The 19030-nt window shown below is 56.9% G+C and carries 18 protein-coding genes; 9 read left to right on the top strand and 9 right to left on the bottom strand.

The window, feature by feature from the left end; genetic code table 11:
* Nucleotides 1–75: 75 nt before the first annotated feature.
* On the top strand, nt 76–792 hold the full coding sequence (gene arcA, locus ACGS9J_RS18055; RefSeq protein ID WP_004949989.1) for a two-component system response regulator ArcA: 717 nt from the start codon (nt 76–78) through the stop codon (nt 790–792).
* Nucleotides 793–837: 45 nt separating this feature from the next.
* Here arcA and creA read toward each other — a convergent pair whose 3' ends face one another.
* Nucleotides 838–1317: a protein CreA gene (gene creA / locus ACGS9J_RS18050; protein ID WP_099063139.1), complete on the bottom strand. Its 480-nt coding sequence runs from the start codon at nt 1315–1317 to the stop codon at nt 838–840.
* A gap of 344 nt (nt 1318–1661) precedes the next feature.
* Between creA and robA the strand changes: the two genes are divergently transcribed.
* The gene (gene robA, locus ACGS9J_RS18045) at nt 1662–2531 is read left to right on the top strand and encodes an MDR efflux pump AcrAB transcriptional activator RobA (RefSeq protein WP_442232198.1); all 870 of its coding nucleotides are present in this window, start codon (nt 1662–1664) and stop codon (nt 2529–2531) included.
* Here the strand turns inward: robA and gpmB are convergent.
* The gene (gpmB, locus tag ACGS9J_RS18040; protein ID WP_442232197.1) at nt 2528–3175 is read right to left on the bottom strand and encodes a 2,3-diphosphoglycerate-dependent phosphoglycerate mutase GpmB; all 648 of its coding nucleotides are present in this window, start codon (nt 3173–3175) and stop codon (nt 2528–2530) included. The two genes, robA and gpmB, sit on opposite strands and share 4 nt — an antisense overlap.
* A gap of 110 nt (nt 3176–3285) precedes the next feature.
* Between gpmB and yjjX the strand changes: the two genes are divergently transcribed.
* A complete protein-coding gene (gene yjjX, locus ACGS9J_RS18035) occupies nt 3286–3825 on the top strand; it encodes an inosine/xanthosine triphosphatase (RefSeq protein ID WP_442232196.1) in 540 nt (179 codons plus the stop codon).
* 21 nt (nt 3826–3846) lie between these two features.
* Here yjjX and trpR read toward each other — a convergent pair whose 3' ends face one another.
* Entirely contained in the window at nt 3847–4176 is a 330-nt protein-coding gene (gene trpR / locus ACGS9J_RS18030; protein ID WP_442232195.1) for a trp operon repressor, read from the bottom strand.
* Nucleotides 4177–4231: 55 nt separating this feature from the next.
* A complete protein-coding gene (gene sltY, locus ACGS9J_RS18025; RefSeq protein WP_442232194.1) occupies nt 4232–6160 on the bottom strand; it encodes a murein transglycosylase in 1929 nt (642 codons plus the stop codon).
* Between the two features lie 743 nt (nt 6161–6903).
* On the opposite strand from sltY, the gene ACGS9J_RS18020 reads away from it, so the two are divergent.
* From ACGS9J_RS18020 to ettA, 4 genes are all read left to right on the top strand, one after another.
* Entirely contained in the window at nt 6904–7518 is a 615-nt protein-coding gene (locus ACGS9J_RS18020) for a YfiR family protein (protein ID WP_442232193.1), read from the top strand.
* The gene (locus ACGS9J_RS18015; RefSeq protein ID WP_442232192.1) at nt 7515–8762 is read left to right on the top strand and encodes a diguanylate cyclase domain-containing protein; all 1248 of its coding nucleotides are present in this window, start codon (nt 7515–7517) and stop codon (nt 8760–8762) included. The genes ACGS9J_RS18020 and ACGS9J_RS18015 overlap by 4 nt, the downstream gene beginning before the upstream one ends.
* Nucleotides 8763–8797: 35 nt before the next feature.
* Nucleotides 8798–9295, top strand: coding sequence for an OmpA family protein (locus ACGS9J_RS18010; RefSeq protein WP_442232191.1), 498 nt, complete (start codon nt 8798–8800; stop codon nt 9293–9295).
* Nucleotides 9296–9436: 141 nt separating this feature from the next.
* Nucleotides 9437–11104, top strand: a complete 1668-nt coding sequence (gene ettA, locus ACGS9J_RS18005; RefSeq protein WP_442232190.1) for an energy-dependent translational throttle protein EttA — start codon at nt 9437–9439, stop codon at nt 11102–11104.
* A 231-nt stretch (nt 11105–11335) separates the two neighbouring features.
* Here the strand turns inward: ettA and ACGS9J_RS18000 are convergent, their stop codons facing one another.
* Entirely contained in the window at nt 11336–12247 is a 912-nt protein-coding gene (locus ACGS9J_RS18000; protein ID WP_442232189.1) for a LysR family transcriptional regulator, read from the bottom strand.
* A gap of 98 nt (nt 12248–12345) precedes the next feature.
* On the opposite strand from ACGS9J_RS18000, the gene ACGS9J_RS17995 reads away from it, so the two are divergent.
* Complete coding sequence (locus ACGS9J_RS17995) at nt 12346–13347, top strand: zinc-binding alcohol dehydrogenase family protein (RefSeq protein ID WP_442232188.1); 1002 nt, start codon at nt 12346–12348, stop codon at nt 13345–13347.
* A gap of 36 nt (nt 13348–13383) precedes the next feature.
* On the opposite strand, the gene nadR is transcribed toward ACGS9J_RS17995, so the two are convergent.
* The 3 genes from nadR to serB form a co-directional block, all read right to left on the bottom strand.
* The gene (gene nadR, locus ACGS9J_RS17990) at nt 13384–14643 is read right to left on the bottom strand and encodes a multifunctional transcriptional regulator/nicotinamide-nucleotide adenylyltransferase/ribosylnicotinamide kinase NadR (RefSeq protein WP_442232187.1); all 1260 of its coding nucleotides are present in this window, start codon (nt 14641–14643) and stop codon (nt 13384–13386) included.
* 255 nt (nt 14644–14898) lie between these two features.
* Complete coding sequence (gene radA, locus ACGS9J_RS17985; RefSeq protein WP_020825123.1) at nt 14899–16284, bottom strand: DNA repair protein RadA; 1386 nt, start codon at nt 16282–16284, stop codon at nt 14899–14901.
* A 65-nt stretch (nt 16285–16349) separates the two neighbouring features.
* Nucleotides 16350–17327 carry a phosphoserine phosphatase gene (serB, locus tag ACGS9J_RS17980; protein WP_020825122.1) on the bottom strand — a complete coding sequence of 326 codons (978 nt, stop codon included), beginning with the start codon at nt 17325–17327 and terminating at the stop codon, nt 16350–16352.
* 104 nt (nt 17328–17431) lie between these two features.
* Between serB and ACGS9J_RS17975 the strand changes: the two genes are divergently transcribed.
* Nucleotides 17432–18118, top strand: a complete 687-nt coding sequence (locus ACGS9J_RS17975) for a YtjB family periplasmic protein (RefSeq protein ID WP_442232186.1) — start codon at nt 17432–17434, stop codon at nt 18116–18118.
* 152 nt (nt 18119–18270) lie between these two features.
* On the opposite strand, the gene deoD is transcribed toward ACGS9J_RS17975, so the two are convergent.
* Complete coding sequence (gene deoD, locus ACGS9J_RS17970; protein ID WP_442232185.1) at nt 18271–19002, bottom strand: purine-nucleoside phosphorylase; 732 nt, start codon at nt 19000–19002, stop codon at nt 18271–18273.
* Nucleotides 19003–19030: the final 28 nt, after the last annotated feature.

Here is a 19030-nt window from a genome sequence, read left to right as displayed (position 1 = left end):
TCTGCCCTCCGCTAAGAAAACAAAGACTTCTGTACTTCCTATTTTCTATTTTGTTGGCAATTTTAGGTAGCAAATATGCAGACCCCGCACATTCTGATTGTCGAAGACGAGTTAGTCACTCGTAACACCCTGAAGAGCATTTTCGAGGCGGAAGGCTACGTTGTTCATGAAGCCAATGATGGTGCAGAGATGCACAACATCCTGTCTGAAAATGATATCAATCTGGTTATCATGGACATCAATCTGCCAGGCAAAAATGGCCTGCTGCTGGCGCGTGAACTGCGCGAACAGGCCAGCGTTGCGCTGATGTTCCTGACCGGCCGCGATAACGAAGTTGATAAGATCCTCGGATTGGAAATCGGCGCTGATGACTATATCACCAAGCCATTTAATCCGCGTGAACTGACCATTCGCGCACGCAACCTGCTGTCACGCACCATGAACCTGGGCAGCGTCGGCGAAGAACGTCGTCTGGTTGAAAGCTATAAGTTCAACGGTTGGGAGCTGGACATCAACAGCCGCTCACTGATCAGCCCTGCGGGCGAGCAATACAAATTGCCGCGCAGTGAATTCCGCGCCATGCTGCACTTCTGCGAAAACCCGGGCAAGATCCAATCCCGTGGCGAATTGCTGAAGAAGATGACCGGTCGCGAGTTGAAGCCGCATGACCGCACCGTGGACGTGACCATTCGTCGCATCCGCAAGCACTTCGAATCAACGCCGGACACGCCGGAAATCATTGCTACCATTCACGGTGAAGGTTACCGTTTCTGCGGCGATCTGGAAGAGTAAATTCCCGTGTCAAAATATTTGGGGTTCAGCCGAACCCCAAGTCTCTTATTTTGCCTCACCCCAAGGGATGATCGGCACCGCACTCAGCGCATTCTTCGGTGAACCATCCACCACACGGTCTGAATAGCTAAGATAAATCAACGCATTGCGAGTCGCATCGTAGAAGCGCACCACCTGCAGCTTCTTGAACACCAGTGACGTCCGTTTCTGGAACACCACCGTCCCTTCCGCCTTGCCGTTTTTGATTTTGTCGTTCAGCGCAATCGGCCCGACCTGCTGGCAAGAAATGGCCGCATCCGCAGTATCTTCCGCCAATCCCAGCCCGCCTTTAATGCCACCGGTTTTGGCCCGGCTGATATAACAAGTTACATTTTTAACATCGGGATCATCGAACGCTTCCACCACGATTTTATGGTCCGGACCAAAGAGTTTGAATACCGTATCCACCGACCCGACCTGTTCTGCCTGCGCGCTGTTTACCGTTGCGCAAACTAAACCAAACAAAAATATCCATCCTTTTTTCATTCACTTAACTCCAATAACCTGAACTATATAAATAGCTGCAGGCAATTAATATTGTTTATGTTTTAGGTCACAGAATAGGGGTTTTTCTGGTCCGCACCGGTCTTTTTAGCACAGAGCGTGAAAAAAATCTTTGAGAGTCTCGGAGGAAAAAAATTGCTATTATGCGGCGTCGTTATTTCTTTGCGCCCTTTAAGGTGTGCCCCCGTCCAACTCTCGCGCAACCCGCTGCGAGAGGCAAAGAGTGCTACGCAAAATGGCTCATGGATTGTGGTCTGATAGCGCAAGCACCAGCGTGATGAATAAACAGTTCGGGTCCCGACCCTAAAGCTCTACGAGGAAGATCTATGGATCAAGCCGGTATCATTCGTGATCTGCTTAGCTGGCTGGAAAGCCATTTGGACCAACCCTTGTCGCTGGACAACGTGGCGGCAAAAGCGGGTTACTCAAAATGGCATTTACAACGGATGTTCAAAGATATTACCGGTAACGCCATCGGCGCTTATATCCGGGCAAGGAGATTATCCAAAGCTGCAGTGGCGCTGCGTTTAACCAGCCGCCCTATTCTGGATATCGCCTTACAATATCGCTTCGACTCGCAGCAGACATTCACGCGCGCATTTAAAAAACAGTTTGCGCAAACGCCGGCGTTGTATCGCCGCGCCGAAGACTGGAGCGCATTCGGCATCTGTCCGCCAATTCGCCTGGGTGCCTTTACCCTGCCGCAGCCAGAGTTTGTCACTCTGCCGGAACAGCATCTGATTGGCCTGACGCAAAGCTATTCCTGCACGCTGGAGCAAATTTCCAACTTCCGTACCGAGCTGCGTTCACAGTTCTGGCGTCAGTATCTGGGCGAAGCGGAGACGATGCCGCCGGTGCTGTATGGCTTGCACCATTCGCGCCCAAGCCAGGAAAAGGACGACGAGCAGGAAGTGCTGTACACCACGGCGCTGGAACCGCATCACGTTCCGAAGGAAATTCAGGCTGGGCAGCCGCTGACGCTGCAAGGTGGCGAGTATGCGATGTTCAGTTATGAAGGCCCGGCCTCTGGCCTGCAGGACTTTATTCTGACCCTGTATGGCACTTGCCTGCCGGCACTCAAACTCACGCGCCGCAAAGGGCACGATATTGAGCGCTTTTACCCCAAGGGTGACCGTCGGCCACCCCAACCGCCAACCGAGATCAACTGCGACTATTTGATCCCGGTTCGCCGTTAACGCTGCAGTTCGTCCAGTGCGGGCATGTCCAGATGCGTGACATCGCCCGCCGTTTCAACGATCCAGCCGGAAGCCAGCCATGGGCTCTGCTGATGATCGACACGCGACAGCGAACAGTTACGTAAACGCAGGCGGCGCTCGGCATAGGCCGGTAACCCGAGCACGGTGCTGATCAAACAGCCCAGAGCGATACCGTGGCTCACGATCAGCGGTTTGCTGCCTTCAGGCAACATCAGGCAGCTTTCCAGTGCCTCGCGCATCCGTTCACCCAGCTCGCTCATGGATTCACCTTGAGGGATTCGGCCGTCAGCAGTGCCATCGACCATCTGCTTGCGCCACAGTTCTTCCTGCGGCGTCAGGCTTTCGATCAGGCGTTCTTCCAGAACCCCCATATGCAACTCACGCAAACGTGGATCGTGAATAACCTCGCAGCCGCAAGCCTCTGCGATGATTTGCGCGGTGCGTCGTGTTCGCCCCAGATCGCTGGTAATCACGTGCGTGATACCCAGTTTGCTGACGCGTTGGGCAACCAAATGAGCCTGATGTTCACCGTTGGCGGTTAACGGGCTGTCGGACTGGCCCTGGATGCGGCGAGCCGCATTCCATTCCGTTTCGCCGTGGCGAACGAGGTATACCTGTAACATTTTGCTTTTCCGTTATACTGCGTGAAACCTGAGTTTATCTTCGTCACAAGCCGCTTGCGCAGCGTCTGACGTATTGAATAGGCTCTTAGCTTAAGGATGCCAAACCCGTTATGTATCATGTTGTCGCTGCAACCACCAACCCGGCAAAGATCAAGGCTATTCAGTTAGCCTTTAATGACACCTTTGGCGCGGACCAATGCCGCATTGAATCGGTCGACGTCGCCAGCGGCGTCTCACTGCAACCCATCGGCAATCACGAAACCCGTACCGGCGCACGCCAGCGCGTAATGGAAGCGCGCCAGGTACGCCCAGAGGCCGACTTTTGGGTCGGCGTGGAAGCGGGTATCGAAGAGAATATGACCTTCGCCTGGATGACGGTGGAAAACCCGTACACCCGCGGCGAATCGCGCTCAGCCAGTCTGATGCTGCCGGAGACGATTTTACAGGGAATTCGCGCCGGCCGCGAATTGGGGAGTGAAATGGCGGCTATCACCGGCAATGCCGAAGTGAAGCGCCAGGGCGGCGCTATCGGTATCTTTACCGATGGGCGGTTGAGCCGCACCAGCGTTTACCATCAGGCTCTGTTGCTGGCGCTGGTGCCCTTCCACAACCCGATCTACCAAAACCACAACAACGCGCCGCAAAAATAAGCGCGGGCGGACGAGGCGCGACTACTGCGCCTCGTCCAGCAATTGCTGTTCCAGCCACTGCTTCAACGCCGGCGTCGCCGCCTTCAGGCTGTTCGAACCGCGAGTGATGGTGGCAATTCCCGCCCCCAGTTCGTTCTTCAGCTCACGCTGGCTCATCTCACCGCGCATCAGTTCCTGAATAATCCGCACCCGCGTCCCCAAAGCCGTACGTTCGTCCGGCGTCAGCAGCAGCTGCATCAGCGGTTGATGCAATTCCTGGGCGAACGAATTCTGCAGCAGCGCGACAAAGCGCAGCCAATCCTCATTGCCTTGTTCTGAAAGAGCCGGGTCGTTAAGCGATAATTGCGTCATGGCAAGCCACCATACTATTTAACTAGTACAGCAGCATACCATAGCGACGCAAAAATCAATAACGCCTCTGCCACTCGGCATCGGTCAGCACCTTGGCCGGACGATGCATGAGATAGCGATAAAATGCGTCATAGGCCAGCACGTTCTTCACGTAGGAACGGGTTTCCGAGAACGGGATGCTTTCGACAAACGCCACCGCATCCACCCGGCCTTCGCTGTTACCCAACCAGGTATTCACCCGCGATGGACCGGCATTGTAAGCCGCCGACGACAGAATGCGGTTACGGCCGAACTGCTGGTACACATACTCCAGATAGCTGGTGCCGATGGTAATGTTAACCCGGGGATCAAGCAGTTGGCTCGGGCTGGAGTAACCGGGAATATTGTACATCTGCACGGTATGCTGCGCGGTACGCGGCATCACCTGCATCAGGCCACTGGCCCCGACCGGCGACTGGGCTTTCGGGTTCCAGGCGCTCTCCTGACGGGCTATGGCCATGGCGTAGCTTGGCGTGATCCCCTTGTCATCGGTCGCAGCCCGGAACTCTTGCGGCCAGGCCACCGGGAAGCGCTCTTCAAGGTGATCCCACAGTTTGCCGACGATGGTCGCCTGCACGCTGAGATCGGCCCATTTTTGCTCGAATGCATAACGCGCCAGCGCTTCCTGTTCCGGACGGCTGCGGCTGGAGACGAACGAGGTCCACTCGCTGCGCGCCAGGTTATCCATATTCCAGTACATCAGTTCACGTACCCGGGCTATTTCCGGCCCGTCCACCAGCGACGCGCGCGGTTTTGCCGCCACCGCGACCATCACCGGGTAAGTCGTATTCAGTTTCTGCGCGGCCACCATCGGGTAGAAGCCGCGTTCATTCATCAGGCGACGCAGGATCTCTTCACCTTCGCTGCGTTTGCCCTCGTCCAGTAACAGGCTCGCACGCCAGTAACGCCATTCATCTTTATTGCGTGATTCCGTTGGCAGTCGCGCCAGCCAGGTCGCTACGCCCTGGCGATCGCCATTGCCCAAGGCCATACGCACACGACGCTCCAGCAGCGCCGGAGACTGACTGCGCAAGATCACCTTATCGCGCCACTGGGTTTGTTCAAAGGTCGCGTCGCTGCCCATCAGGCGCCAGGCCACCGCCTCTTCCAGCCCCAGTCGCTCGCTGTCGCTCATTTTCTGCAAGCGCACGAGCGTCGGGATCATCGCGCGGGCATTTTCTACATCCTGGCGTGCCAGGCGTTCGAAAGCGATGCCAGTCGCGGCACGCGTAAAATCGGTCGGCCCCACGCTACGGGCAAAGGACTCTACCGTGGCAGGATCGTTTTGCAGCCGTACCAACGCATCGCCCATGGTCTGATAATCTGACGGCAACTGACGGTAGAGGCTGTTGACCAGGCCGCTGTTGCCTTCTTTCAACGCCAACTTCATGCGTTCCAAAATAGCCGACGGCGTCTGTTTACCGGAGCCTTGCCAGACGTTGAACAACTTGTCACAGGCGCCCGGCAATGATTTACCGCTCATCCAGACATCTTCAGCGCCGCTCCAGGCCGCCTGTTGATCGCCGGTGGCCCATTTGGCGTAGTAGTAATTGCAACGCGCAGCGATGGGTTTGGGGGCTTGCGGGCTAAAGGCCAACAGGGTGCGCCAGTCTTCACGCCGCGCCAGTTCGTTAACAAAGCGCGGGGCCAGCGATTTGGCCGGCGGCAACGTCGGGTGCTGCTTGATAAAGTCATTCACTTCGGAGAACCCGGCCTGGCCAAGATCTTGCGTCAGCTCACGGTATTCCAGATAAGGGTATAGCGGGTAATCGCGCAGCGTCGGCATCAATTGCGCCACCACGTCCATCTGTTTGCTGTCCCACGCCTGTTTAATCTGCTGGTAACGCTGACGCTGGGCGTCCAGCGAGTCCGCCAATGCGGCACCAGAGAATGCCGTCAGGCACAGGCCCACAGCCAAAAACCGCCACTTGTCTACCTTGACCATACTGACTCTTTCCTCGCTAATGCTGATGGTGTTGCCAGAGCCGATTCCCCCGTTGCCGCGCTACGCCGGCAGCCAACGGTTCGGTGAAACGACTCTCCGAGTGTTTCGCGCCCTGTCGTGAGATCTCACCTCATCCAACACGCCAGAGCAAAAGGGGGCGCTGAGCGACTCGCTCAGCCATCTACCATAGACAGCGCGATCGCTTATCCATTCACTACTGTAGAAGAAGTTTATCGTCACGATGGGCTTCAGGTAAAAAAGGTTTACCGTCGCTGACAAATAAAATAAAGCGGGCATCAATGCCCGGATATTAATCATTAACCCGACGTTAACATGGAGCAACGCACGGCTCCTTTATTATTAATATGCGCCACCCGACAATAAGATGAAGTCATTTGAAATAATGAGTCATCACAGGATATAACCCAAAAACGGGGAACAAAGGTGTTGCGCAAATCCCCCGAACCCCAGACCGGCCGCGATAACTTTGCAGAAAACGCCTGGCAAAGCCTGACCGACATTTTTATACTATTAAAAAAAGGTAAGATAATTCCGAGAAAACGGCACATAAAGCGCGCAACCGGGATATCTTATAATACAATCCGCGCCAATTATGGGTCAGATAGTGTTCATCAAGCAGTGCGATTGATCGTTTTTAGCAAGGCAATTATCCCTTCGACCGGGTCAGGCTTCTCATTGTTATGTTGCCGCATCAGTACTGCGGACGTAGGCAGGAATGGCAGATGAAGATGGCGAAGAATGTCGCGTGGTTGGCAACCTGCGCAAAAAACTCATTCACGAGTTTCATTTGCGCACGTCTGGACTACGGCCGTCTGTTGTCGCTGGTTCTGCTGACTCTGTTGGCATTTCCCGGTTCAGCCCGCCCTGCAACCGGTGATCCCTATCAAAATCGTATTCATGCCGTCACCACCGTGGTGGTGGGCATCATCAGCTATGCCCGTTGGCCCAATGAACCCAATCCGATCCGGCTGTGCGTGACAGCGCCAACCCAGTATGCCGAAGGCCTGTTCGATCCCATCCTGCTTAGCGCTCCGCGGCCGATTAAGGCCGAACGCGTCTCGTTCGACAGCCCACTGCTGAGCACCGGCTGCGACGTGATTTATTTGGGCAATGTTAACGCCGCTCAGAAACAGAATTTTATACAGCGCATCAGCGGCCATTCCATTCTCAGCATCAGCGAGAACGATGTTGAATGTTCGGCCGGCAGCGCGTTTTGCCTGCAAATCGAAGGTGACACCGCCAGTTTCAAAGCGAACCTCGATGCACTGGCACGTAGCGGCGTACGCGTTCACCCCAACGTGCTGCAACTGGCACGCAAACAGGCGCCTCCGCTATGAAGTGGTTGCGCAAGAACCGTTCGGGTCAGTCACGCCCCACGCTGGGCCGGGTGCTGCAAAGGGTACATCTTGGACTGGCGCTGATTGCCGTCGGCACCGCCGGGATTTTCCTGACGCTGGTGGCGCTGTTTGCGCTGCGTGCCTACGCCAACCACAACCTGCATCTGATCGCACGCTCCATCAGCTATACCGTTGAAGCCGCCGTGGTGTTCGAAGACCGCACCGCCGCACGCGAGGCGCTGGTGCTGATCGCCTCCAAAGAGGAAGTGTCGGAAGCCAGAATCCTGAACAACAGCGGCAAAGTGCTCGCCACCTGGCGCCATCCCAAGGATGGCCCGCTGCACGGCATGGAACAAGTCGTGGCCCACTGGGCCTTGCCGGAACCGGTGATCCTGCCGATCACCCACGAAGGCAAAGAAGTCGGCAAAGTGTGGCTGAGCGGCCACGGCGGCAGCCTGCTGCGTTTTCTGCTGCGCGGCATGGTGGGCATGATCGCCTGTCTGGTGCTCAGTACCCTGTGTGCGCTGGTCCTGTCCCGCCGCATGCTGCAAGGGATCGTCCGCTCGCTGGACGATATCGCCAACGTGGCCCATGCGGTGCGACGCGATCGCGCCTTTGGCCTGCGCGTCCCTTCGGCGCCGATTGCCGAACTGCATGAGCTGAGCAGCGACTTTAATGGCCTGCTCGACGAACTGGAAGCCTGGCAGGCACACCTGAAACAGGAGAATGACTCACTGACGCACCGGGCGACCCACGACAGCCTGACCGGCTTGCCGAACCGTGCCTTCTTCGAAGGCCGACTGAGCCGTGCGCTGGGGGACATTCAGTCACCCGAAAAACTGGCGGTGCTGTTTATCGACGGCGATCGCTTCAAGGAAGTTAACGACAGCTACGGTCACGCCGCCGGCGACGTAGTGCTGACCACCATTGCCGGGCGTATCCGCGCGCAGTTGCGCGAAAGCGACCTGGTTGCACGTTTAGGAGGTGATGAGTTCGCCGTACTGTTGGCACCGGTCCACACTACGGAAGATGTACTGCAGATTGCCGATAACATTATCGACTGCATGACCCAACCGGTAATTTTACCGAACGGCGAAGAGGTCATGTCCTCTTTGAGTATCGGTATTGCACTTTACCCTGAACATGCGATGACGCCTCAGGGACTCTTGCACGAAGCTGACGATGCAATGTATCAGGCAAAGCATCGTTATAACGGAGGCTGGCGGCTGGCAATACAAAAATAAAGCCCCGGCTATAAAATAAAACTAGGGATTTGATTATGATACAGCAAACATTAAAAAGCCGTTTTTCACTACTGACGATGATGTTTATCGCCCTGCTGGCGCTCGCCGGCTGCCAGAGCAAGCCACAGGGCCTGACGCCCGAGCAGATTGCCTTGCTGCAGTCGCAAGGGTTCAAACTGACGGATAACGGCTGGGAATTTGGCATGTCCGACAAGGTGCTGTTTGGCAACAACATCGGCAAACTGAACCCGGAAAGTACCGACACGGTACAGAAAATGGGTCGCGCACTGATGAGCGTCGGCATCACCAAGTTCCGTCTGGATGGTCACACGGATAATTACGGTGAAGACAGCTATAACGACCAGCTCTCGCTGCGCCGCGCCAATGCGGTGGCCGACCTGCTGGCCAGCGTAGGCATTCCGCGCGCCAACATCGAAACCCGCGGTATGGGTAAACGCGATCCGGTCGCCGATAACCACACCTCCAGCGGCCGTGCGGAAAACCGCCGCGTCGCGATCGTCGTCACCCCTTAAGCCACCAATATGCGCCTTCACGGGCGCATAACCGGTTATACTTAGCGCTCGCTGAGTGTGATGTCTGGGATCCGCTTTCGAAACGGGCTACACTCCGCAGCCAGACATCCTATAAAAACTGATATAGAGAGGCAGAGCACTGTGGCTCAATACGTCTATACCATGCACCGCGTCGGCAAAGTGGTTCCGCCGAAGCGTCACATCCTGAAAAACATCTCGCTGAGCTTCTTCCCTGGCGCCAAAATCGGCGTACTGGGTCTGAACGGCTCAGGTAAATCCACCCTGTTGCGCATCATGGCCGGCATCGATACCGATATCGAAGGTGAAGCTCGCCCGCAGCAAGGGATCAAAATCGGCTACCTGCCTCAGGAACCGCAACTGAACCTGGAGCACACCGTCCGCGAGTCGGTCGAAGAAGCGCTGGCGGAAGTGGTTGGCGCCCTGAAACGTCTTGATGAGGTGTACGCGCTGTACGCTGAAGAAGGCGCAGACTTCGACAAGCTGGCCGCTGAGCAGGGTCGCCTGGAAGAGATCATTCAGGCCCACGATGGCCACAACCTGAATACCCAGCTTGAGCGTGCCGCCGATGCGTTGCGCCTGCCGGAATGGGACGCGAAAATCGCCAACCTTTCCGGGGGTGAGCGTCGCCGCGTAGCGCTGTGCCGCCTGCTGCTGGAAAAACCGGACATGTTGCTGCTCGACGAACCGACCAACCACCTGGATGCTGAATCCGTGGCCTGGCTGGAACGCTTCCTGCACGACTTCGAAGGCACCGTCGTGGCGATCACCCACGACCGTTACTTCCTCGACAACGTGGCCGGTTGGATCCTCGAACTGGACCGTGGCGAAGGCATCCCGTGGGAAGGCAACTACTCTTCCTGGCTGGAGCAGAAAGACGAACGTCTGGCACAGGAAGCCTCTTCCGAAGCCGCACGTCGCAAATCCATCGAGAAAGAGCTGGAGTGGGTTCGTCAGGGCGCCAAAGGCCGTCAGTCCAAAGGCAAGGCACGTTTGGCCCGCTTTGAAGAGCTGAACAGCACCGAATACCAAAAGCGTAACGAAACCAACGAACTGTTTATCCCACCTGGCGCACGCCTGGGCGATAAAGTGGTTGAAGTCAGCAACCTGCGCAAGTCCTATGGCGACCGCGTGCTGATTGACGATCTCTCCTTTGCCGTGCCGAAAGGCGCGATTGTCGGCATTATCGGCCCGAACGGCGCCGGTAAATCCACGCTGTTCCGCATGATGTCCGGTCAGGAACAGCCTGACTCCGGCAGCATCGTGCTGGGCGACACCGTGAAGCTGGCCTCGGTCGATCAGTTCCGCGACAGCATGGACAATTCAAAAACCGTTTGGGAAGAAGTGTCCGGCGGCCAGGACATCATGCGTATCGGCAACACCGAAATGCCAAGCCGTGCTTACGTCGGTCGCTTTAACTTCAAAGGCGTCGATCAGGGCAAGCACGTCGGCGAACTGTCCGGCGGTGAGCGCGGTCGTCTGCATCTGGCCAAGCTGCTGCAGGTTGGCGGCAACGTGCTGCTGCTCGACGAACCGACCAACGACCTGGATATCGAAACCCTGCGCGCGCTGGAAAACGCCCTGCTGGAATTCCCAGGCTGCGCGATGGTTATCTCGCACGACCGTTGGTTCCTCGACCGTATCGCCACCCACATTCTGGATTACCAGGATGAAGGCAACGTCGAGTTCTTCGAAGGTAACTTCACCGAATACGAAGAGTACAAGAAACGTACGCTGGGCGCCGAAGCACTGGAACCGCACCGTATCAAGTACAAGAAGATCGCCAAGTAACCCTCAAGGCTGACAAAGCCCGTTATTAGGGAGAGCGTGCCGTTGGGGTCGTAGCAGCTTTAGCTGCCGACCAATTTGCCGGGAGCAAATTGGAACGACTTTCAGTCGGCCCGTAGGGTGGGACACATGGACGTGTCCCATAATGGCCCCTCGGTGCGCTAGGCCCGGGTATCTCGAGCTAGAATATAACGTTGTCATCTAACTCAGGCGCTGTTTGATACGGCGCCTTTTTTATTCCCGCGCCAGCTCGCGGGCGTAGTCGTCAAACACCGGGTGCTGCAACACCACGTCGATAAAACAGGCCAGCGCCGGCGAATTAAGCTTGCGGCTCGGATAAACCAGATACAGTTCATTGCCTTCCGCCTGCCATTCCGGCAACACCTCCACCAACTGCTTTTGCGCCACCACCTCGCGGCTGAGAAAGGCCGGCAGCAAGGTGATGCCCGCACCGGCAATCGCACATTCACGCGCGTACAGCAGGTTATCGGTGATATGCAGCGTCGGCAGTTGCCAGCGGAAATACTCATCACCTCGCCGCAGGCTCCAGGCGGGCCAGGAACGGTGCGCGATACAGCGATGCTGCTGTAGCTGTTGCGGATGAACGATCGGCGGGTACTGCGCCAGATAGGCCGATGAAGCCAGTAAATAACGCGGCGCATGCCCCAAACGGCGGCCAATCAGCGAAGAGTCCTGCGGCTTGCCGGTGCGTAACGCGGCATCAAACCCATCCTGCACCATATCCACCATCGCATCGGATACCGACACCTCCAGCGAGACGTCCGGATATTGGCGCTGAAAATCCGCCGCCAGCCGCGCCAGCAACGTTGCGCCCAGTCCGGCGGGGGTCGAGATGCGCAACCGGCCGCTCGGGTTGTCACGCAGCCGTTGCAACGCCAAATCGGCCCGTTCGGCGGCGGTCAGCATCTCCTGGCAGTGTTCCAGATAGCGTTCGCCGGCAAAGGTCAGATTAAGCTGACGGGTAGTGCGGTTCAGCAACCGCAGGCCCAACGTCTGTTCCAACTGGCTGATGCGCTGGCTGACGCTGGACTTCGGCAAGGCAGCGCGTTTGGCGGCGGCGGTAAAGCTGCCACATTCGGCCACCAGCGCAAACAACGCCATATCCTGCAGTTGTTTAAACCTCATTGTTCACCTCAGACGAACACTTAGTTAGTTATTGTCCATCTTATCACCCTCTCTCAACAGGTCTACACTGAGACTATTCATTCGAAAGGAGTACCGTCATGCCGATTAAAGCCATTGCCGTAGACCCGAAAAACCCCGCCGACTTCATTGAGATCAGCCCGGAGAAACCCACCCCAGGCCAGTACGATTTGCTGGTGGAGGTTAAAGCGGTGTCGGTCAACCCGGTGGACACCAAGGTCCATGCCGGCCTGCAAAAAAGCGGCCTGCAGCAGCCCCGTATTCTCGGTTGGGACGCCAGCGGCGTCGTGGTTGAAGTGGGCAGCAGCGTCAGCGGCTTCAAACCCGGCGACGAGGTCTGGTACGCGGGCGATATCACCCGCCCTGGCAGCAACAGCACCCATCAGTTGATTGATTCGCGCATCACTGCCCGCAAGCCGCGCAACCTGAACTGGGCCGAGTCCGCCGCCATGCCGTTGACCGCCCTGACCGCCTGGGAAGCCCTGTTCGAACACCTGAAAATTCAGGACGCGGCAGCGGGCAAAACCCTGCTGATTATCGGCGGCGCCGGTGGCGTGGGTTCGTTGGCGATCCCGTTTGCGGCCCAGCGCAGCCAGGTGAAGGTGATTGCGACCGCTTCACGTCCCGAGTCGGCGGCATGGTGTCTGGAACGTGGCGCCGATCTGGTGGTGGATTATCGTGATCTGAAAGGCAACCTGGCGCAGCAGGGCATTGAGAGCGTGGATTATATTCTTTGCCTGAACGACACCGACGGCCACTGGAAAGCCATCTCCGATCTGATCGCGCCGATGGGCCATATCTGTACCATCGTCGAAAACGCACAGCCACTGGACCAGAGCGCCCTGAAGTTAAAAAGCGCTGCGCTGCACTGGGAATTGATGTTTACCCGTAGCATGTTCAACACGCCGGACATCGCTCAACAGGGCGAGATCCTCAAGCAAGTGGCGCAATTGCTGGATGAAGGGAAACTGAGCACTACCCTGAGCGAGACGCTGCAGGGGCTGACAGTGCCCACGCTGACCGCCGCGCACCAAAAACTGCTCGACGGACACATGCAGGGAAAACTGGTGATTGTTTACTGATAGCAGGCGGGGCGCAGCAGCGTGCGCCCCGATGGTTTACGACGCAGTGACGTCGACCAAACGGCTGGCGTCGGCCGCAAGCAACTGCTTGACCAGTTCGACGCAGCGCAGGAAGCGCTCGTCGTAATCGCTGGACTCTACGTGTACGTACTCGATGTTGTTGGCGCGCAGCATCTCTTCCAGCAAATACTGGAACGCCTTGCGATCGTTGGGATTGCCGAGGCTGCGCAGGCCATCCGCCACCCAGGGGGTGTTGTTCTCCAGCAGGATCACCAAATCAAACCGGTACTCGTCAATCAACGCCTGCACAAAGGGGTGTTCGCGCCCTTCGTACTTTTTGCAGAACGCCTGCGTGGTGACGAAGTCGGTATCGATGAACGCCACTTTGTTGGCATATTTCACCGCAAAGTCAACGTATTGCGCCTGGCCCAGAGCGATTTTGTCGTAGTCTGAATACTGCAACGCCATCTCATCCCCGCCGAGGTGCGAGAACACATAGTCGCGGCCATATTCCCAGGCGCTGGTGGTGTTAAAGATGTTCGCCAGCTTATTCACCAGGGTCGATTTACCGCTCGACTCACCGCCGAGGATCGCCACGGTGCGGACAAAGAACGGCTTCACTTCGGTCGGAATATAATCCCAATAGCGGAACGGATCCTGACGGATCTGGCGGCCGCTGATATTCATGAATGAGCGTTCGGGGTCGATCAGAATGGTTTCAATCGCCAGATGTTCACGGTAACGCGGGGCATCCTGCTCTTCGCTGGAATAGATAAAGCTCGGCACTATCGCCTTCTGTTCCAGAAAAGCTTTCATTCCGTCGCTCCACACGTTCCAGCCGTGCGGATAGGGTTCGATGCCCTGCTCGTCAAACGAATGAATATGAATGTTTTTCTGGTATTTGAAGGTTTGCAGCAACCAACGCAGACGATCGCTGACCGTCGGCTGTTGCGACATCGAGCTGTTCTCAAACAGTTCCCGATCGCGTGGCTCATCGTGGCACAGGATCACGTGCAACTCATCCACCTGGCTACAGGCTCGCTGGATCAGGTAAATATGGCCGGTGTGCAGTGGGTAAAATTTACCAAACACCACGCCGACCTTTTTCTCGCGGCGCGGGAATTCCAGCCCCAGATAACGGTGCAGCGCTTCCAGTTTCTGGGCGCTCGGGCTTTTGATTTTGTCGTTTAACAGCTGGCTAAGATAGCCTTTGGTCATGCCACTGGCATCCGCCACCTGCTGCAGAGTGCAGTTCTTCTGCTTAATCGACGCCTTAAGGTAGTCGAATTGCCGCATAGCCCCTCCGTTTTTACCCGTCGTATTTCAAGCCGCAGCGTTGTTACCTGCTTACAAGGCCCATCCGTGGGCCTTGCCCCTTTGGGGCCGCTGCAAGCAGCGTTCAAATCGGTTCCCGACAGATTTGTCGCTCATCCCAGTTACTTACCTAAGTAAGCGCCTGGGAATGAGCGAGCTGGGCGCCTAGCTGCAACTTGAAATTCATAGGGTTTAGTATGCTAAACAAAATAGCATAATCTGCGTACCCCGTGGCAATTAATAAAACTGTTCCAGCACGTCCAGCGCGTCCGCCAGCTTCTTCACGCCGAACACCTGCATATTGGCCGGTGGTTTTTTCGGTACGTTGGCGTGCGGCACAATGGCGCGCTTGAAGCCGTGTTTCGCCGCCTCGGAAATACGTTCCTGACCGCTCGGTACCGGACGGATCTCCCCCGCCAGCCCCACTTCGCCAAACACCACCAAATCGTTCGGCAGTGGGCGATCGCGCAGGCTGGACACCAGCGACATCAGCAACGCCAAATCGGCGCTGGTCTCGCTGACCTTCACCCCGCCGACCACGTTAACGAACACGTCCTGATCGGACATCTGCAATCCGCCGTGGCGGTGCAGTACCGCCAGCAGGATCGCCAATCGGTTTTGTTCCAGGCCGACCGCCACCCGCCGCGGGTTAGACATCATCGAATGATCCACCAGCGCCTGAATTTCCACCAGCAACGGCCGCGTGCCTTCCCAAACCACCATCACCGAACTGCCGGAGGTGACCTCATCGCCACGACTGAGGAAGATGGCCGACGGGTTGCTGACCTCACGCAGGCCCTGCTCGGTCATGGCGAACACGCCCAGTTCATTCACCGCACCAAAGCGGTTTTTATGGCTGCGCAGGGTACGAAAACGCGAATCGGCGTCGCCATCCAGCAGTACCGAACAGTCGATACAGTGTTCCAATACTTTCGGTCCGGCCAGCGAACCGTCTTTGGTGACGTGACCGACCATGACAATCGCCACGCCGCGCGTCTTGGCAAAGCGCGTCAAATAGGCGGCAGTTTCACGCACCTGCGCTACGCTGCCCGGCGAAGATTGAATATCCGCCATGTGCATCACCTGAATGGAGTCGATCACCATCAGCTTCGGCTGTTCCTGCTCGGCGATCAGGCAGATCTGTTCAATGCTGGTTTCCGACAGCATATTCAGGCCGCCGGTCGGCAAGCCGAGGCGATGGGCGCGCATCGCGACCTGCTGCAGTGACTCCTCACCGGTGACGTACAGGGTTTTCATCTGTTCGGACAGTTTGCACAGCACCTGCAGCAGCAAGGTACTTTTACCGGCACCGGGGTTACCGCCGATCAGGATCGCACTGCCCGGCACCACGCCGCCGCCCAGCACGCGGTCAAACTCCAGGAAACCGGTGGAGAAGCGCGGCAGTTCCTCCAGGCTGATGTCCGACAGCTTTTGCACCTTGCTGATCCCGGCATCGCCGGCGTAACCGCTCAGGCGCTCATTGCGAGAAGAGGAAGACACCGCAGCCAGGCGCACTTCTGTAATGCTGTTCCAGGCGTGGCAAGCGCTGCACTGCCCCTGCCAGCGCGGATAATCTGCGCCGCACTCATTACATACAAACGCCCGTTTTGCTGCTTTTGCCACGTATTACCTCTGCTTTATTACCACATTGCCGCTGACGGGCATTATCGCCGGGTCAGGGGCTTACTTTAGCGAACTTCGTGTTTCAGGCTGCCGGTCAGTACGCACAGCACGCCCATCAGGTCTGCATGGCGAATCGACACCTGCGCCTTCTCATAGACTTTCGGTTTGGCGTGATAGGCAATGCCCAACCCGGCAACCTGCATCATTTTCAAATCGTTGGCACCGTCGCCGATCGCCACGGTTTGCTGCGGTGGAATGCCCAGTTTTTCCGCCAGTGCCACCAGCGTATCGGCTTTGAACTGCGCGTCCACCACCGGGCCCAGCACCTCGCCGGTCAGCTTGCCGTCGCGGATCTCCAGCTCGTTGGCGACCACCGCCACCAGCTTCAGCCTATCGCGCAGGTATTCGGCATAATAGGTGAAACCGCCCGAGGCTATCGCCACATGCCAGTCCATCGCCTGCAGCTTGCGCACCAGGTTGGTCAGCCCGGACATCAGTGGCAGCTCGTCGCGCACCTGCTTGAGGATATTGGCATCGGCACCTTTCAGCGTGCCGACGCGCTGACGCAAGCTGGCGGTAAAGTCCAGTTCGCCGCGCATCGCGCGTTCGGTCACTTCCGACACCTGCTCACCGACGCCCGCCAGTTTGGCGATCTCGTCGATGCATTCAATTTCAATCGCGGTGGAGTCCATATCCATCACCAGCAAGCCTGGGGTACGCAGATGGGGGATCTTGCCCAGCGGTGCCACATCCAGCCCACTCTCCGCCGCCAGCGTCTTGGCGCGCGCCGTCAGAGTCCCTGCCAAACGAACCACCTGATAATCCTCTACGCACCAGGCGGTGACGATCACCATCGCCGCGCCCAGCTTACGCTGGAAATCGGTAATGCGCGTTTTGTTCAGTTCTCTGCCATATAATAGCCAACCGGTATGACCCGCCCGATAATCCAGCGGCATCACTTCGTCACCGCTCAGCGAAAGGGGAAGACCCGGCCATTGAGAAATCTCAGCCGGGAGATCGCAATAGGTCAGACTATTCGACATCCTTAACTCCTGAAAAAACACTGCATGATAAAACGACGCATCAAGCTATCCTATCGCCATTGCTTCTGGCAACATAAAGTGTCCAAGATGCCCAAGGAACCTGCATGGCTCGCGCTAAACTGAAATTTCGCCTGCACCGCACCGCTATTATCCTGATTTGCCTGGCTTTGCTGGTACTGTTGATGCAGGGCGCGTCCTATTTTAGCCTGAGTCACCAGTTGGCGCGATCCGAACAGGTGGAAGAACTGGCCCAAACGCTGACCAAACAGGTGGCGTCCAGCCTGGCGCCCCTGATGGATGACGACAGCGACGTCGACAACCAACGCGTCGAGGCCATCCTCAAACAGCTCACCGACCACAGCCGCATTCTGGACGCCAGCGTCTATCAGCTGGACGGATCGTTGGTTTCCCACGCCGGCGAACAGATAAGTATACGCGATCGCCTGTCGCTTGACGGCAAACGCGCCGGCAGCTATTTCAATCATCAACTGGTTGAACCCATTGAGAACAAAGACGGGCCGATCGGCTTTATCCGCATCACGCTGGACACCCACGTACTGGCGACCGAATCCAAACAGGTGGATAACACCACCAACCTGCTGCGCCTGATGATCCTGCTGGCGCTGGCCATCGGCATTATCCTGGCACGCACATTACTGCAACACCGTCGCAGCCGCTGGCAACAGTCGCCGTATCTGTTGACCGCCAACACGCCGTTGGAGGAAGGCAACACGGTGGAAGATGACGATGACGAACAGCCGCAAGAAAAAGAAGCAGAGAAAAAGGTCTGATGCCCGCAGGATCATGCATGGATAAATGAATAGAAAGAAAACCAACCAACAGATTGAATTAAAAAGAAAATCCTGATTATTTTGTGCAGTATTGAATAGATTGGTGAATAGCTTCGACAGGGGCGCAGCAGAACGCTGCGCCCACAGCGTGATTACTCTTTGTCGCCCAACAGCACAGACTCCAGCGCGATAATGATCATTTCATTAAAGGTGGTTTGACGCTCTGCAGCGGTGGTCGCTTCGTGACGCAGAATGTGGTCGGAAACGGTGCAAATGGTCAGCGCCTTGGAACCGAATTCTTCGAACAGCTCAGCCGCCACACCGTAGATGCCCGCAGCTTCCATTTCCACACCCAGGATGCCGTACTTCTTCATCACCTGGAACATATCCGGATCCGGCGTATAGAACAGATCGGCGGAGAAGATGTTACCCACGCGCGCCGGGATACCCTGTGCGGCAGCCGCGTCGACGGCGTTACGCACCATGTCGAAGTCGGCGATTGCCGCGTAGTCATGATCCTTGAAACGCAGGCGGTTCACTTTGGAATCGGTGCAAGCCCCCATACCGATCACCACGTCACGCAGTTTGATATCGTCACGCACCGCGCCGCAAGAACCTACGCGGATGATTTTCTTCACGCCGAATTCGGCAATCAGTTCACGCGCATAGATGGAGCAGGATGGGATACCCATACCGTGGCCCATTACGGAGATCCTGCGGCCCTTGTAGGTCCCGGTGAAGCCCAGCATGCCACGCACGTTGTTCACTTCCACCGCGCCTTCCAGGAAAGTTTCCGCGATGTATTTTGCCCGCAGCGGATCGCCCGGCATCAGTACTACGTCAGCGAAATCACCCATTTCAGCATTAATATGCGGCGTAGCCATAATTATCTTCCTTCAAATCGTCGTCATG

Origin of the sequence: Serratia quinivorans (assembly GCF_052113645.1) — a bacterium.
In the GTDB taxonomy this organism is placed as follows: Bacteria; Pseudomonadota; Gammaproteobacteria; order Enterobacterales; family Enterobacteriaceae; genus Serratia; species Serratia quinivorans_B.
This window is presented reverse-complemented; position numbering and strand designations above follow the sequence as displayed.

Bases quoted from the DNA above. Each gene is read 5' to 3' on its own strand.
- ACGS9J_RS17995 (WP_442232188.1), top strand. From the start codon at position 12,346: ATGCCGATTAAAGCCATTGCCGTAGACCCGAAAAACCCCGCCGACTTC.
- sltY (WP_442232194.1), bottom strand. From the start codon at position 6,160: ATGGTCAAGGTAGACAAGTGGCGGTTTTTGGCTGTGGGCCTGTGCCTG.
- ACGS9J_RS18020 (WP_442232193.1), top strand. From the start codon at position 6,904: ATGAAGATGGCGAAGAATGTCGCGTGGTTGGCAACCTGCGCAAAAAAC.
- ACGS9J_RS18000 (WP_442232189.1), bottom strand. From the start codon at position 12,247: ATGAGGTTTAAACAACTGCAGGATATGGCGTTGTTTGCGCTGGTGGCC.
- ACGS9J_RS17975 (WP_442232186.1), top strand. From the start codon at position 17,432: ATGGCTCGCGCTAAACTGAAATTTCGCCTGCACCGCACCGCTATTATC.
- deoD (WP_442232185.1), bottom strand. From the start codon at position 19,002: ATGGCTACGCCGCATATTAATGCTGAAATGGGTGATTTCGCTGACGTA.
- robA (WP_442232198.1), top strand. From the start codon at position 1,662: ATGGATCAAGCCGGTATCATTCGTGATCTGCTTAGCTGGCTGGAAAGC.
- nadR (WP_442232187.1), bottom strand. From the start codon at position 14,643: ATGCGGCAATTCGACTACCTTAAGGCGTCGATTAAGCAGAAGAACTGC.
- serB (WP_020825122.1), bottom strand. From the start codon at position 17,327: ATGTCGAATAGTCTGACCTATTGCGATCTCCCGGCTGAGATTTCTCAA.
- yjjX (WP_442232196.1), top strand. From the start codon at position 3,286: ATGTATCATGTTGTCGCTGCAACCACCAACCCGGCAAAGATCAAGGCT.
- gpmB (WP_442232197.1), bottom strand. From the start codon at position 3,175: ATGTTACAGGTATACCTCGTTCGCCACGGCGAAACGGAATGGAATGCG.
- ACGS9J_RS18015 (WP_442232192.1), top strand. From the start codon at position 7,515: ATGAAGTGGTTGCGCAAGAACCGTTCGGGTCAGTCACGCCCCACGCTG.
- creA (WP_099063139.1), bottom strand. From the start codon at position 1,317: ATGAAAAAAGGATGGATATTTTTGTTTGGTTTAGTTTGCGCAACGGTA.
- trpR (WP_442232195.1), bottom strand. From the start codon at position 4,176: ATGACGCAATTATCGCTTAACGACCCGGCTCTTTCAGAACAAGGCAAT.
- ACGS9J_RS18010 (WP_442232191.1), top strand. From the start codon at position 8,798: ATGATACAGCAAACATTAAAAAGCCGTTTTTCACTACTGACGATGATG.
- arcA (WP_004949989.1), top strand. From the start codon at position 76: ATGCAGACCCCGCACATTCTGATTGTCGAAGACGAGTTAGTCACTCGT.